At 72.3% G+C, this 14,480-nt stretch carries 11 protein-coding genes and 3 tRNA genes; 9 read left to right on the forward strand and 5 right to left on the reverse strand.

The annotated features are described in order from the left end of the window. Positions 1–64: 64 nt before the first annotated feature. From F8R89_RS11250 to F8R89_RS11275, 6 genes are all read left to right on the forward strand, one after another. Positions 65–1,507 (forward strand): acyl-CoA synthetase, encoded by a 1,443-nt coding sequence (locus tag F8R89_RS11250; RefSeq protein WP_151783850.1) that lies wholly within the window; start codon positions 65–67, stop codon positions 1,505–1,507. Further along, positions 1,504–2,844, forward strand: coding sequence for a carboxyl transferase domain-containing protein (locus F8R89_RS11255; RefSeq protein ID WP_151783851.1), 1,341 nt, complete (start codon positions 1,504–1,506; stop codon positions 2,842–2,844). The genes F8R89_RS11250 and F8R89_RS11255 overlap by 4 nt, the downstream gene beginning before the upstream one ends. Positions 2,845–3,098: 254 nt before the next feature. Then, positions 3,099–4,133: a rod shape-determining protein gene (locus F8R89_RS11260; RefSeq protein WP_151783852.1), complete on the forward strand. Its 1,035-nt coding sequence runs from the start codon at positions 3,099–3,101 to the stop codon at positions 4,131–4,133. Positions 4,134–4,498: 365 nt separating this feature from the next. Further along, a complete protein-coding gene (locus F8R89_RS11265; RefSeq protein WP_225994365.1) occupies positions 4,499–4,783 on the forward strand; it encodes a DUF1876 domain-containing protein in 285 nt (94 codons plus the stop codon). 99 nt (positions 4,784–4,882) lie between these two features. Next, positions 4,883–6,022, forward strand: a complete 1,140-nt coding sequence (locus F8R89_RS11270; protein WP_151783853.1) for a DUF475 domain-containing protein — start codon at positions 4,883–4,885, stop codon at positions 6,020–6,022. A 194-nt stretch (positions 6,023–6,216) separates the two neighbouring features. Further along, on the forward strand, positions 6,217–7,959 hold the full coding sequence (locus tag F8R89_RS11275) for a VanW family protein (RefSeq protein WP_151783854.1): 1,743 nt from the start codon (positions 6,217–6,219) through the stop codon (positions 7,957–7,959). An 83-nt stretch (positions 7,960–8,042) separates the two neighbouring features. Here the strand turns inward: F8R89_RS11275 and F8R89_RS11280 are convergent, their stop codons facing one another. Together F8R89_RS11280 and F8R89_RS11285 are read right to left on the reverse strand one after the other, a co-directional pair. After that, positions 8,043–9,317 (reverse strand): alpha/beta hydrolase, encoded by a 1,275-nt coding sequence (locus tag F8R89_RS11280; RefSeq protein ID WP_151783855.1) that lies wholly within the window; start codon positions 9,315–9,317, stop codon positions 8,043–8,045. A gap of 71 nt (positions 9,318–9,388) precedes the next feature. Further along, entirely contained in the window at positions 9,389–10,123 is a 735-nt protein-coding gene (locus F8R89_RS11285) for an alpha/beta hydrolase (protein ID WP_225994366.1), read from the reverse strand. A 583-nt stretch (positions 10,124–10,706) separates the two neighbouring features. Between F8R89_RS11285 and F8R89_RS11290 the strand changes: the two genes are divergently transcribed. Then, positions 10,707–11,312 carry a SigE family RNA polymerase sigma factor gene (locus tag F8R89_RS11290; protein ID WP_151783856.1) on the forward strand — a complete coding sequence of 202 codons (606 nt, stop codon included), beginning with the start codon at positions 10,707–10,709 and terminating at the stop codon, positions 11,310–11,312. A 599-nt stretch (positions 11,313–11,911) separates the two neighbouring features. Here the strand turns inward: F8R89_RS11290 and F8R89_RS11295 are convergent. From F8R89_RS11295 to F8R89_RS11305, 3 genes are all read right to left on the reverse strand, one after another. Further along, a tRNA-Ile gene (locus F8R89_RS11295) sits at positions 11,912–11,985 on the reverse strand. Between the two features lie 180 nt (positions 11,986–12,165). Further along, a tRNA-Asn gene (locus F8R89_RS11300) sits at positions 12,166–12,238 on the reverse strand. Between the two features lie 5 nt (positions 12,239–12,243). Next, positions 12,244–12,316 (reverse strand) — tRNA-Asn (locus F8R89_RS11305). A gap of 160 nt (positions 12,317–12,476) precedes the next feature. On the opposite strand from F8R89_RS11305, the gene F8R89_RS11310 reads away from it, so the two are divergent. Further along, the gene (locus tag F8R89_RS11310; protein ID WP_151783857.1) at positions 12,477–12,785 is read left to right on the forward strand and encodes a YtxH domain-containing protein; all 309 of its coding nucleotides are present in this window, start codon (positions 12,477–12,479) and stop codon (positions 12,783–12,785) included. A 47-nt stretch (positions 12,786–12,832) separates the two neighbouring features. Beyond that, on the forward strand, positions 12,833–14,281 hold the full coding sequence (locus F8R89_RS11315; RefSeq protein ID WP_151783858.1) for an FGGY family carbohydrate kinase: 1,449 nt from the start codon (positions 12,833–12,835) through the stop codon (positions 14,279–14,281). The last annotated feature ends 199 nt before the right edge of the window (positions 14,282–14,480 follow it).

The following is a 14,480-nucleotide window of genomic DNA, read 5'->3' on the forward strand; positions in this document are numbered from 1 at the left end:
TGCCCGAGGTGTCCGTCGGACGGTCGATCGGCCGTCCCTGTCGAGCAGTCAAGGAGTACGACGCGTGTCCTCTCTCTTCCCGGCCCTCGTGGACGCCCCGGCGGGGCGGCCCGCCCTGCGGTTCGGCGACCGCGCCCTGACCTACGGCGAGCTGGGTGCCGTGGCCGGTGCCCTCGCCGCGCGGATCGGCGGCGCGGACCGCGTCGCGGTCTGGGCGACGCCCGCGCTGGAGACCGCCGTCGCGGTGGTGGCCGCGCTGGAGGCGGGGGTCGCCGCCGTCCCGCTCAACCCGAGGTCCGGGGAGCGGGAGCTCGGGCACATCCTGTCCGACAGCGCGCCCTCGGCGGTGCTCGCCGCCCCGGGCGACGAACTGCCCGCCCCACTGGCCGACCTGGAGCGCATCGACGTGGACGTACGCGCCTACGGCCCGCTCCCCGGCACCGAGGTGCCCGGCGAGGCGGCGGCGCTGGTCGTCTACACGTCCGGCACCACCGGCCCGCCCAAGGGCGCCGTGATCCCCCGCCGGGCCGTCGTCCACACCCTGGACGCGCTCGCGGACGCCTGGGCGTGGACCGGCGAGGACGTCCTCGTGCACGGGCTGCCGCTGTTCCACGTGCACGGACTCGTCCTCGGCGTACTCGGTCCGCTGCGCCGCGGCGGATCGCTGCGCCACCTCGGCCGGTTCGGCACCGACGGGGTCGCGCGGGAGCTGCACGACGGGGCGACCATGCTGTTCGGGGTGCCGACGATGTACCACCGGATCGCGCGGGCGCTGCCGGACGATCCGGGCCTGGCCCAGGCGCTGGGCAAGGCCCGCCTGCTCGTCTCCGGTTCGGCGGCCCTCCCCGTCCACGACCACGAGCGGATCACCGCCGCGACCGGGCAGCGGGTCGTCGAGCGGTACGGCATGACGGAGACGCTGATGAACACCAGCGTCCGCGCCGACGGCGAGCGCCGCGCCGGCACGGTCGGCGTCCCGCTGCCCGGCGTGGAGCTGCGGCTGGTCGAGGAGGACGGCACCCCGCTGACGTCGTACGACGGCGAGAGCGTCGGCGAGATCCAGGTGCGCGGCCCGAACCTGTTCACGGAGTACCTGAACCGGCCCGACGCCACGCGGGACGCCTTCACGGCGGACGGCTGGTTCCGCACCGGCGACATGGCGGTGCGCGACCCCGACGGCTACGTCCGTATCGTCGGCCGCAAGGCCACCGACCTGATCAAGAGCGGCGGGTACAAGATCGGCGCCGGGGAGATCGAGAACGCCCTGCTGGAGCACCCCGGGGTGCGGGAGGCGGCCGTCACCGGGGAGCCTGACCCGGACCTCGGCGAGCGGATCGTGGCCTGGGTCGTCCCGGCGGACCCGCGGGAGCCCCCGTCGGCGGAGGAACTCGCCGGCCATGTCGCCGGGCGGCTTGCCCCGCACAAGCGCCCGCGCCGGGTGCGCTACCTCGACGTCCTGCCCCGCAACGACATGGGGAAGATCATGAAGCGGGCGCTGGGCGCATGACGCAACGCCTGACGGCCCGCCAGGTCATCTCGCTGGTGGCCGAGGACTTCACCGAACTCCCCCCTGTGGGTGTCCCGCCCGGCGACCGCCCCGACGGCCCGCTGGACTGGCGGGGTTACGGCGACGCCCGCGCCCTGGCCGCCGCCCGCACCGGCGAGCGGGAGTCCGTGGTGTGCGGCACCGGCAGCGTCGAGGGCACCCGCGCGATGCTGATCGCCTTCGAGTTCGGCTATCTCGGCGGCTCGCTCGGCGTGCGCACCGGGGACCGGCTGGAGGCGGCGTACACCCATGCCCGCGCCCACCGTCTGCCGGTGGTGCCGCTGGTGGCGACGGGCGGCAGCCGGATGCAGGAGGGCATGCTCGCCCTCACCCAGCTCCAGCGGGTGGCACGGCAGTCGGCGCTCACCCGGGAGGCCGGGCTGGCGCAGATCGCGGTGCTGCGGGACCCGACGACCGGCGGCGGCTGGGCGACGCTCGGCGCGGGCGCCGACGTGACGCTCGCGCTGCCCGGCGCCCAGGTCGGCTTCGCCGGTTCCCGGGTCCGCCCGCCGGACGCGGACCCGTCCGCCTATACGGCCGAGGCCCAGCTGGCGTCCGGCGCGGTGGACGCGCTGGTCCGCCCCGGCCGGCTGCGTCACGAACTCGGCCGCTGGCTGCGGCTGCTGACGGCACCGTCCGGCGAGGCCGCACCCCCGCCGCGCGCGCTCGGCGGCGCCACCGGGGCGCCGGTCTCGGGCCGGGACGCGGTGCGGCGCGCCCGAGCGCCCGAACGCCCGCGCGCGGCACGCTATCTGGACGCCTACTTCACCCACCGCGTCGCCCTGACCGGCGACCGGTGCGGCGGCGCGGACCCGGAGGGCATGCTGTGCGGCTTCGGCGAGCACGAGGGCCGTACGGTCGCGTACGCCGCGCAGACGGGGACGGCGACCCGGCCCGCCGGGTACCGCACCGCCGCCCGGCTGATCCGGCTCGCCGACCGGCTCGGCATCCCGGTGCTCACGCTGGTGGACACGCCGGGCGCCGCGAACGACGCGGAGGCGGAGCGCGCGGGCGTCGGTGCGGCCATCGCGGACCTCTTCACGGTGCTGGCGTCGGTCCGCACCCCGGTGACGACCCTGCTGATCGGCGAGGGCGGCTCCGGCGGCGCGCTCGCCCTCGCGGCACCGGGCAACACCTGGGCCACCCCGGACAGCTACTTCTCGGTGATCGCCCCGGAACTCGCGGCGGCCATCCTCAAGCGCGGCCCGGACGAGGTGGACGCGACGGCGGACCAGCTGCGCCTGCGCCCGCAGGACCTCGTCGAGGCGGGGCTGATCCGGGGCGTCGTCGAAGGCTAGGGAGGCGGTGGCCTAGCCGAACCGGCCCCGCTCCCCGCGCTCCGACACGCCGTCTGACGCCCCCTCAGGGACAGAACCCCCCATTCAGCGGCACCCCGCCCGGCCCCCTCCAGAAGGCGACCGGCACCCGGCGGCGCGCACGATGCGAGGGAGGCCGCCCCACGCACGGTCTCGCGACACCACGACCACGCACCCCACGCGAGGCCCGCCACCCACCCGGCGGACCCATGGTCTGCGCTCTCGGGAGGACCACCATGACCGCCACGCTGGAGCAGCTGCGACGCTGCCACTTCGCCGTCGATCTGGGAGCGGCCAGGACCCGCGTCTATGTGAAGGGCGCGGGGCTCGTCGTCGACCAGCCGTCCGCCGCCGCCGTCAACACCCGCACGGGCGCGCTCATCGCGGTCGGCGAGTTCGCGGAGCGGATGACCGGCCGCACCCCGGACTACATCCGCGTCGTCCGGCCCGTCTCGGGAGGCACGGTCGTCGACATCGAGATGGCGCAGCGCATGCTGCGGCACCTCCTGGGCGACAAGATGCGCCGCGGTCTGCGCCGCAGGCCCTTCCTGCGGGCCGCCGTCTGCACCCCGCACGACGCCGATCCGCTCGCCCAGCGCGCCGCCATCGAGACGCTGGTCGGCCTCGGCGCCCGCCGGGTGGAGCTGGTGGACACCCTGATCGCCGCCGCCGTCGGCTGCGGACTGCCCGTGGAGCAGCCCGAGGCCAGCATGATCATGGTGTGCGGGGCCGCCGCGACCGAGGTGGCCGTGCTGTCGCTGGGCAACATCGTGACGGCCGAGCGGATCCGGGTCGGCGGCGAGGCCGTGGACCACGCGATCGTGCAGCACCTGCGGCACCAGCACGAACTGATGCTGCCCAGCCAGAACGTACGGCCGCTCCAGCTCGCGCTGTCCGGCAACGGGCTCACCGCGCAGGGCCCCGCGTCCACGGAGATCCACGGCCGGGACGTCTGCACCGGGCTCGCCCGGTCCGTGCGGGTCGACACGGCGGCCGTGCGGGACGCCATCCAGACGCCGCTCACCGCCGTCCTCGACAGCATCGGCAAGGTGCTGCGGGACTGCCCGCCCGACCTGGTCGCCGACCTCGCCGACCGCGGGATCATGATGGTCGGCGGCAGCGCCCTGCTCCCCGGTTTCGACGAGATGCTGCGGCAGGCCACCAGCATGCCGGTGCACATCGCCGAACGGCCCGACGTCTGCGCCGTACAGGGTCTCGGCACGATGCTGGAGGGCCGGATCGAGCCGCTGGAGCTGGACCCGGCGACCTGAGCCCGTTCAGGTCAGGTCAGGTCAGGTCAGTAGGGAAGGATCCGGCCCGAGGGAGTGCGCCGGTCGATCTCGCCCCGTGTGTCACGGGGAGCGGCCGGCCGGCGGGTGACCCGAACGCGTACGTACGTCTGGCCCTTCATGGCGCCCTCCTGGTCCGTCGGGTCCGTTGCGACCAGTCTTCTCTTCGCAACCTTTCGGCACATCGTGCCCACGGAGGCAGTTGTCATGCCTCCGCGGTGGGAGCGGTTGGAAGCGGACGTGCTCCCGTGGGAGGAGACGGCCCCTCGGGGAAGGCGGGGTGGACCCGGCCGGGGGAACAGGCGCACGCTCGTGCGTAGGGACCTCTTCCCATGGAAGTGATCGCGATGGATGACAAGAACTGGACCGTCCGCATCCACATCACCGAGGACGGCGACGACACCCTCGCCGAAGCCGTGCTGACGACCCCGGACACGTCGACCGTCACGGGCCGGGGCACGGCCCACCGCAACCCCGTCGACCGCAGCGTCCCCGAGGTCGGCGACGAGCTGGCCGCCTGCCGCGCCCTGGAGGACCTGGCGCTGCGGCTGCACGACGTCGCCTCCGACCACATCGTCGCGCTGGCCGGCCCGGCCGACCGCGCGCCGCAGGGCGCCTGGGAACGCCCCTGAGCGACGCCGGCCCGGTTTACACCGTGATCCCCCTGGTACTGGTGGGGCCGTCGTCCGTCCGCCGCGCGCGCCGAGCGCCGCCCGACCCCCTGGAGAGCGATGCTGCTGAGGACCTTCGGCTGGTCGATGGGCGTCACGGTGATCGGTCTCGTCCTCGCGGCGTGGCTGTGGGGCTGGGAGGCGTTCGGGGTCGTACTGATCCTGTCCGTGCTGGAGATCTCGCTGTCCTTCGACAACGCGGTCGTCAACGCCGGGATCCTGAAGCGGATGAACGCCTTCTGGCAGCGGATCTTCCAGACCGTCGGCGTGCTGATCGCCGTGTTCGGCATGCGGCTGGTGTTCCCGGTCGTGATCGTCGCCATCAGCGCCCGGGTCGGGCCCGCCGAGGCCGTACGGCTGGCGCTGGACGACCCGGACCGCTACGAGGCCCTCGTCACCGACGCGCATCCGGCGATCGCCGCGTTCGGCGGCATGTTCCTGCTGATGATCTTCCTGGAGTTCATCCTGGAGGAACGGGAGATCACCTGGCTGTCCCGGCTGGAGCGCCCGCTGGCGCGGCTCGGGCGGATCGACCTGCTGGCGCCCTGCGTGGCGCTGATCGTGCTGCTGGTCGCGGCCACGACGGTCGCCGGGCACGCGCACGTCAGCGGTGGCCACGCGGACAAGGCGGCCACGGTCCTGCTCGCCGGGGTCGCGGGGCTGATCACCTATCTCGCCGTGGGCGGTCTGTCCTCGCACTTCGAGAGCCGTCTGGAGGCGGAGGAGGAACGCGAGCACGAGGAGGAGGAGCAGCGGGCCCGAACCGGGGGCGGACGTCCGGTCGCCGCCCTCGCCGGCAAGGCGGCGTTCTTCCTCTTCCTCTACCTGGAGGTCCTGGACGCGTCGTTCTCCTTCGACGGGGTGATCGGCGCCTTCGCCATCACCAACCACATCTTCTGGATGGCGCTCGGCCTGGGCATCGGCGCCCTGTACGTCCGGTCCCTCACGGTCTACCTGGTCCGCCAGGGCACCCTCGACGACTACGTCTACCTGGAGCACGGCGCCCACTACGCCATCGGCGCCCTCGCGGTGATCCTGCTGGTCACCATCCGCTACGAGATCAACGAGGTGATCACGGGCCTGGTCGGCGTGGTCCTGATCGCCTCGTCCTTCCTGGCGTCCGTGCGCCGCAACCGGGCGCTCGCGGCCGCCGGGGACGAGGACCCGGAGCGGTCCGAGGAGGCCCGGACGGGCACGTGAGACATATCACCCCGCAGCGGGCGTGAGGGCGTGTTCGCGGGGCCGTGCGGCTGCTTCGCACGCGTGATCCGGACCATACGTGGTGTTCGACATAGGCGTTTTCATCCGCTTATGGCTAGCTGGATGTGTTTGCCTTCGCGCACAGCGCCGCGCCTCGCGGCGCTCCGTCCAGCACTCGTCCGCCCGGGAGACCCATGCGCCTGCGCCGCGCCCCCTCATCGCCGCGAACGGGCCCGTCGTCCCGCGCGGCCTCCGCCCGCCCCTACGTCCTGACCGGCGGCACCCTGGCCGTGGGCCTCGGCGGCCTGTATCTCGCGGGGCTCCTCGCGGCCGGCGGGGACATAGAGGACGGGACGACCGTGCGGGGCGTGGACATCGGCGGGCTCAGCCGCGCCGAGGCCGTGCACAAGCTGGACGACCGCCTCGCCCCGGCCGCCGCCCGCAAGCTCCGGGTGACGGTCGGCGACCGCGAGGGCACCGTCGACCCCCGCCGGCTGGGCCTCGCCTTCGACCACGAGCGGACCGTCGACCGGGCGAGCCGCAGCGGCGCCCTCGACCCGTTCACCGTGATCGGCGGCCTGTTCCGCTCGGGCGGGCCGGTCGAGCCGTCGGTGAGCGTCGACGAGGACAAGGCCCGCGCCGAGCTGAGGAAGGTCGCACGGGACGCCGACCAGAAGGTCCGCGAGGGCGCCGTCTCGTTCGAGAACGGCGAGGTCCGCACCGTCGCACCGCACCCGGGGTACGCCCTGGACACGGACGCCGCCCTCGACCCGCTGCGCGACGCCTTCCAGCGCGGCGACGCCCGTGCCGTCACCGCGCTCCCGGCCCGCGCGACCGCGCCGAAGGTGACGGAGCGCGAGCTGGACCGGGCGGTGCGCGAGTTCGCCCGTCCCGCCATGTCGGCGCCCGTCACCCTCACCGCCGCCGGGCACCGCTTCACCGTCGAGCAGCCCGTCCTCGGCCGGTATCTGACGATGCGCCCGGACGCCGAGGGCCGGCTCGAACCGAAGCTGGACGCGGCGGGGCTGCGCGCCGACCCGGCGGTGGCCCGGCCGCTGTCCGCCCTGCCCACCCGGGCCGCCAACGCCGAGCTGCGCCTGGTCGGTGACCGGGTCGGGGTCGCCGAGGACGGCCACGCGGGCCATGTGGTCACCGACAAGGCGCTCGGCAAGGCCGTACTGCCGCTGCTGACCCGGCGGGGCGCCGCGCGCAGCGGGGAGATCGCGACGCGCGTGAGCGAGCCTCAGGTGACCCGCGCCAACGTCGAGCGGCTGGGCCTGCGCGAGCGGATGTCGTCGTTCACGGTGAACTTCGAGCCGGCGCCCTACCGCACCCGCAACATCGGCCGCGCGGTGGAGCTGATCAACGGCTCGGTCGTGATGCCGGGCGAGACGTGGAGCTTCAACCGCAGGGTCGGCGAACGCACCCCGGAGAACGGCTTCGTCGACGGCATCATGATCTACGACGACGAGTTCCGTAAGGCGCCCGGCGGCGGGGTCTCCGCCGTCGCCACGACCATCTACAACGCGCTGTGGTTCGCGGGCGTCAAGCCGGTCGAGCACGGCGCCCACTCGTTCTACATCGAGCGCTACCCGGAGGGCCGGGAGGCCACGGTCGCCTGGGGCAGCCTGGACCTGCGCTTCACCAACGACTCCGGCCACGCCCTGTACATCCAGGCCGAGTCCACCGACCACTCGGTGACGATCTCGTTCCTCGGCACCCGCAAGTACGACGAGATCGGCTCGGAGAAGGGCCCGCGCACCAACCTGAAGCAGCCGGAGCGCAAGGTCCTGAGCGGCGACCAGTGCGTCCCGCAGACCCCACTGGAGGGATTCGACGTCACCGTGCAGCGGGTCTTCGTCCAGGACGGACGGGTCGTGAAGCGGGAGCCGTTCCGCACGCACTACGACCCGCGGGACGAGATCGTCTGCGAGTGAGTTCCCGGCAACGGCCTGGTCGATCGTCCCTGGACGGCCGGCTGGCACGGTGGCGATGACCCGTCCGGACGTGTGGCTGCCGTTCAGGGCGTGGAGGCTGTCACATCCACTTCAGTGATGGCTGCAACGGGGTGCCGGGCGCCCGTCAGCACGGGGTCCTGCGTCGTGTCGGTGTCGAGGTACCGGTGGAAGAAGGCACCGAGGTAGGTGATGGCGACATGGCGTTGCTGCGGTTCGGTCAGGTGTGTGGTCGGCGTCGAACCCTCGTGGTCGGTGCACTGCCCGGGATGCCCTTCGACCGGCGTGGCGTCGTCGGAGGCCGCGACCTGGCCGCTCCGGGGCGACCATTGCGTGTTGAAGTAGTTGTGGTTGGCCCCGCGGACCGCGAACCGGTGGAAGCCGCTGCGATTCCCCTTGGCCGCGTCGGCCGCGAACGCGAACGCCTCACCGCCCACCTGTCCGTCACACGTTCCCCTGACGACCGCGAAGGGCGTCCTGGTGATCGTGTAGTCGGACATGTTCTCCGTCATCACGTTGTAGGCGGGTGCCAGCGCCGCCACCGCCTTGACCTTCACGCCCCGGGGCCACTGCCCCCGATGGCTGTCCGCAGCCTGCCAGGTGACCCCGGCTCCCGCCCGAGAGTGCCCCATGACTCCCACCTTGCCCAGGTCCAGGTGGTGGACGAATCCAACGCTTCGTGCCGCGCCGGTCACCGGATCCGTGAACTTCCCGGCCAGTTCTCCTTTTCCGCTGGTGCTGAGCTTCTGCCACATGCGCAGGTGCCGGTTGATGAGATCGGCCCGCGCTGCGGCGTTCTCGTCGCCCGACACGGAGGAGGCGTTGATGCCGTTCGCGCCGGCCGAGACCACGACGAACCCCTCCGCGGCCAGCGCGCGGGCGAGGTAGTCGTACCCGTCCTCGCTGGGCAGGGCGGGCGTTCCCTTTGCACAGGGCCAGGCGAACAGTCTGGCACTGGCAGCCGCGTACGCGGCATCGTCGCCACTGTCCTCCGCGGCCGTGCGTACGGCCTCGGCCTGCCGGTCGGCGCAGCTCTCGTGCCAGCCGTGGAGCATGACGATCAGCGGATGCCGCCCCTCACCCAGGTCGGCGGGATAGTGCACCACACCGCTCAATTCGACCGGCTCGCCCGTCTGCGGCAGATGCCAGGCCTCATCACCCAGGTCATAGCGGACCGTCCTCGTGCCCCCGGGCGCGTCCGCAGAGGATCCGTACGCCCCGCCCGCCCCCGTGGCATCCGCCGTCGCCGTGTACGTCAAGGCGGCTGCCGCGAGGGTCAGTCCCGCCACCGACCCGGTCAGCAGGCGGACCGAAGTCTTGAAACGCTTGTGCTTGTTCACCCATGACTCCATCTGTACGCAACACGCCCCCGGGCTGCCTTTCGGCCCGGGCGAACGTGGCACCACTCGTGTCAGCGGGAAGCGGCGTAGGAGTCCGTCACGAACGTGATGACCCGGTTGTGCAGCGCTGTCCCTGCGGCTCCGGTCCGCTTGATCATGTCCGTTCCGTGGAACCCGCTCTTGTCGATGACGAGCTCCTTGTTGCGGGCGGAAGAGGCGGCGTACACCTCACGGACCTGCTTCTCCACCGCGCCTTCCATGTCACCGGGAGACACCACGAGCATGGTCGGAACACGCAGCTTGTACTTCCTCACCGCGGCGACGGCGTCCAGCCCACCGCATCGAGCGGGCGAGGACATCATCAAAAGGCCCGTCACTCGAAGGGGCGTGTCCGCGCCGGCGATCGCCGCCGTCGTCCCTCCGCACGACGCCCCGGCCAGGAAGACCCGCGTGGCACCGACACGGCGCAGTTCAGCCAGCCCTGCCCGGGCGTCACGGTCGATGTGCTCGTTGTCGGCCGACTTCTCGGACGCCCCGTGATTGCGGTACTCGGGAATCACCACGTGATAGCCACGCTGTGCCAGTTCGCGTCCGATGTCGACGAACGAGCAGATGTTGTAGCCCTGCTCATGGTCCAGCAGCACGCCGTCAGGCCCCTCTCCCAGGACCAGCGCCGACAAGTGCACACCATCACTGGTCGTCAGGGTGGTGGCCTTGCTCCTCAAGCTCTTCGGCACACACGTATTGACGAAATGCCCCCGTCCCGTGCGCACCGTCCGGTCGGGCCAGCTCGGTGTGTACGCCACCGGTTCATGATCGCGTGGCGCGGCTGGAGCGCTGCTCCCCACCACGGACGGTACTCGTGCGGTGGGCGCGGTGGACGCCTCCGCGCCGCGAGACCGCTCGCCGATCGGGCCCGCGCATCCCGACACCATGGCCGCACAGGCCAGCGCCGCGGCGGCACTTCTGACTTTCAGCACACTGTTCCTCGGATCTCATCCGGTGGCCTCGGCGCACGGTCCGAAGCGGACGTCTCTACCCCGGAGCCAAGCCGGAACCTGCCTCCTACGCCCTGACAGACGTACGGGGGCGACCGAGGTTGCGGGTGGCGGCCCGATCAATCTTCGGAAGGTGCCGACCCGTCCGCGTGCCGATGCCCGCCCGTTCCGTACGGCAGGCTGCAACCTGAGGGGCCCCCATACGTCCTTTCAATAAAGGGCGCCCTCCCAGAGCCCTGCCCCTATTCGCATCACCCGACAGGTTCGACCCTCATGCCAGAAGTCCTCTGCCGGAGCACCGGCTGCGGCGCCCGCCCGGCGCTCCCTCCGCACTCCGGACCCAGCACTCGTCGTCTGGAGGCCGCCGCGCCGTCCACGGGAAAGGGCGCCGATGGCTGCCGCGTTGGCCTGTGAAGGCTCCTTCCCCCACAGCCGGTGGAGGTGGCTGCTCGCACGCATCTCCCAGGGCCGAATAGACCCCGGCTCAAAGGGACGACCCGCCGATACGGCGTCCGAAGAGATCGGCATGCTCTATCGCCACCGCAGACTCGACCTTGTGCGCCTGGCTGTCCTCCTCGTCGATGACATCCCCACCGCCGAGGACGTCGTCCAGGAAGCCTTTGCAGGGCTCTACCGCCGGCACGGCGACGCGCTTGACAGCATCGCCGACCCCGAGGCCTACGTACGGCGCAGCGTCGTCAACACCTCCCGGGACGTGCTGCGCAGGCGCCGTACCGTGCGCGCCTTCATCCCTCCGCGCGTCCTTCCAGCGCCCCCACCCGAAGACGAGGTCCTCCTCAAAGAGGAGCACCAGGAAGTGCTGCGCGCATTGCGGCAGCTCACCCTGCGCCAGCGAGAGGTCCTCGTTCTCAGGTACTGGTCCAACATGACCGAAGCGGACATCGCCACCACGCTCGGTCTCTCCCGCGGCGCCGTGAAGTCCACCGCCAGCCGGGCGATCGCAGCCCTGGCCAGAAGACTGGAGGAGGCCTCATGACAGAAGTCGAAGATCGCCTGCGCGCCGCACTGCAGGCCCGGGCCGAGCAGATCACCGCTCTGCGCCCATCTGCCCCTGCACCGGCTCACGGGCAGGTGGTCATCGGCCCCGGCTTGCGCAAGGCCGCCTTGGCCGCACTGGCCGCCGTACTCGCCACCATGCTCCTCATACTGCCGCGCCTCCTCTCACAAGGTGATCCGGCACTACCCGCCGACACCCCGCCTCCGGCCAGCCCGAGCAGCACCGCGTCGCCTTCCCCCGCCCCCTCCCCACCCGACAGGACACCCGGCCCGGTCGCCCCCTAAGTCGTGTCTTGCCGCGTACGGCACGGACCGCCGCGCGCACCCACCCGGTCCGGAGTCCCACGCGGCGCAGGCGGCGGCCCGCGTCTCACTGGTGGTCCGACGCTTCTGGTGGGGCTGTCCGGCCTGCCGACCCTCCGCGTGCACCACCGGAGCGCGCCGTGCCCTGAGCCGTCGCGTGTCCCCCGGCAGGTCCCCGGATCTTGAACTGGACGAACGCACGGGGCCGCCCCTGGAGGGGCAGCCCTCGTTCCACTGCTCCGCAGGTAGAAACGTTTCTCTGAGAGAAGTGCCGAGTGGGGCGGGTGGGACTCGAACCCACGGCCGACGGATTATGAGTCCGCTGCTCTAACCGGCTGAGCTACCGCCCCATAGCGGCGTGTCGCGTACATGTGTGCGCGCCGTCTGCCGCAGCATAGCCGCTCATACGATCTCCTGCTTCGTATGGTCGACTTCGCATGCCCTGAAGGACACCGCTCCGACCTGCGCGGTTCCCTCCGCAGGAGGGGCGGCATGAAAAAGGACCCCTTCGGGGGTCCTCGTTCAGCATGCTCCCCCGACTGGACTCGAACCAGTAACCTGCCGGTTAACAGCCGGCTGCTCTGCCAATTGAGCTACGGAGGACCGAGCTCCCCCGACTGGACTCGAACCAGTAACCTGCCGGTTAACAGCCGGCTGCTCTGCCAATTGAGCTACGGAGGAATGCCTCGTTGCATCGAACGTACCTACCTGGGTATTCGCCAGGGGGCGTGCGCTCGCTGCGACACATACATTAGCGCAAGCAGGGGGGTGCTCCGCCAATCGGTTCCCCCCGGGGCGCCGACGCCGCATCAGGGACCTAGGCAAGGGAAGGGTGGCCGCCATGCGCTACCGGCTCACGTTCGTCGTCGGACTCGCCGTCGGTTACGTGCTCGGCACTCGCGCCGGACGCGAGCGCTACGAGCAGCTGAAGAAGACGGCCAGGGAGATCTCCCACAACCCCGCGGTGCGCAACACCGCCGAGACGGCGGCCCAGCAGGGCCGGGTCTTCGCGGGCAAGGCGTACCACACGGTCAGCGACAAGGTCGGGGACCGCGTTCCCGCGTCAGTCGCCGATCGCGTCCGCAACCTCCGTGAACGCAGCGCGCACAACGGAGGCGGCGAGGACGACTGGGGCACCAGCAACACCTGAGCGGCCCCCGGCCCGGCCCGGCGCGATACTGCGGCACAATCTGGGCCATGGGGATAGTCGCCGGGCTGGACAGTTCGCCCGATTTCACTCGCATCGTCGTCTGTGACACGGACACGGGTGCCGTGCTCAGGCAGGGGTATGCCCCGCACCCGGTGGAGTCGCCGGACGGCGGGCGCCCCTCCGACGTCGACCCGCAGGCGTGGCTGCTCTCCCTCGGTGAGGCGGCCGGCGGCGGACTGCTGGAGGGCGTGCAGGCCATCGGCGTGTCCGCGCAGCAGAACGCGCTGGTGCCGGTGGACGCGCAGGGCAACACGGTGCGCCCCGCGATGACCGGCGGCGACAAACGTGCCCAGGTCGCGGCGGCCGATCTGATCGACGCGCTCGGCGGGCGCGAGGCGTGGGCGCAGGCGGTGGGGTGCGTGCCGCAGGCGGCGCAGCCGGTCACCAAGCTGCGCTGGCTGGCGAAGACGGAGCCGGAGCACGCGGCGCGCACCGCCGTCCTGCTGCAGGCGCACGACTGGCTGGTGTGGCAGCTGCTCGGCCGGCCGGTGCGCCGGACCACGGACCGGGGCGGGGCCTCCAGCACCGGGTACTGGTCGGCGGCGGGCGGTGTCTACCGTTCCGACCTGGTGGAGCTGGCGCTGGGCCACGCGGCCATGCTGCCCGAGGTGATCGGCCCCTCGCAGGCGGCCGGTACGACGCCGGAGGGGCTGCTGATCTCCGCGGGGACCGGCGAGACCATGGCCGCCGCGTTCGGGCTCGGCATCGGGCTGGGCGACGCGGTCGTCTCGCTCGGCGCGTCCGGGTCCGTGATGGCGGTGCACCCCGAGGCGCTCATGGACGGCTCCGGGATCATCACGTCGCTGGCCGACGCGACCGGGATGCATCTGCCGGTCGTCACCACGCTCAACGCGGTGCGCACGCTGCGCGGCACCGCCGAACTCCTGTCGCTGCCCGACCTGGAGAGCCTGTCCGACCTCGCGATGAAGTCGACGCCGGGCGCCCACGGCCTCGTCCTGCTCCCCTATCTGGAGGGTGAGCGGACGCCGAGCCTGCCGCACACCGCGGGCACGCTGTCGGGGCTGCGCCGGGAGTCGATGAAGCCGGAGCATCTGGCGCGGGCGGCGTTCGAGGGCATGCTGTGCGGGCTCGCGGACGCGCTGGACGTGCTGCGCGGCCGGGGCGTGGAGGTGCGGCGCGTCTTCCTGCTGGGGGCGGCCGCCGAGCTGCCGGCCGTACAGGCGGCGGCGCCGTCGCTGTTCGGGACGCAGGTCGTGGTCCCGCAGCCCGCCGACTACGCGGCGATCGGCGCGGCCCGGCAGGCGGCGTGGGCGCTGGGTGCCACGCAGGGCACTCTCGACCCGCGGACCCCGCCGCTCTGGCAGGGACCGGCGGGCCAGGTGCTGGAGCCCGGCGACGAGCTGGCGGTGGGCCAGGCGGTGCGCCAGCAGTTCGTGTCGGTGCGGGAGCAGACGCATCCCGGGGCGTTCCGGTAGGACGCGCAGAACGCGTGGGACGCGTAGGACGCCCGAGGGCCGGACGTGAGCGGAAGGTAAGAGGCCGGTAGGAAGGCGCACCGGATGGCCGTACGGAGCGCCGCCGACGGCTTAATCGGTTGAGGTAACGCCGCGGGAGTGTCGGACGATAGGGGCCAGGGGCAACCAAGCCACCGCCCCGTCGCCGACCCGATCACTC

It is taken from the genome of Streptomyces sp. SS1-1, assembly GCF_008973465.1.
Classification (GTDB): Bacteria; Actinomycetota; Actinomycetes; order Streptomycetales; family Streptomycetaceae; genus Streptomyces.

Excerpts from the sequence above, each read along its gene's own strand:
- F8R89_RS11255 (WP_151783851.1), top strand. The coding sequence starts at position 1,504 with ATGACGCAACGCCTGACGGCCCGCCAGGTCATCTCGCTGGTGGCCGAG.
- F8R89_RS11260 (WP_151783852.1), top strand. The coding sequence starts at position 3,099 with ATGACCGCCACGCTGGAGCAGCTGCGACGCTGCCACTTCGCCGTCGAT.
- F8R89_RS11315 (WP_151783858.1), top strand. The coding sequence starts at position 12,833 with ATGGGGATAGTCGCCGGGCTGGACAGTTCGCCCGATTTCACTCGCATC.
- F8R89_RS11270 (WP_151783853.1), top strand. The coding sequence starts at position 4,883 with ATGCTGCTGAGGACCTTCGGCTGGTCGATGGGCGTCACGGTGATCGGT.
- F8R89_RS11275 (WP_151783854.1), top strand. The coding sequence starts at position 6,217 with ATGCGCCTGCGCCGCGCCCCCTCATCGCCGCGAACGGGCCCGTCGTCC.
- F8R89_RS11265 (WP_225994365.1), top strand. The coding sequence starts at position 4,499 with ATGGATGACAAGAACTGGACCGTCCGCATCCACATCACCGAGGACGGC.
- F8R89_RS11290 (WP_151783856.1), top strand. The coding sequence starts at position 10,707 with ATGGCTGCCGCGTTGGCCTGTGAAGGCTCCTTCCCCCACAGCCGGTGG.
- F8R89_RS11310 (WP_151783857.1), top strand. The coding sequence starts at position 12,477 with ATGCGCTACCGGCTCACGTTCGTCGTCGGACTCGCCGTCGGTTACGTG.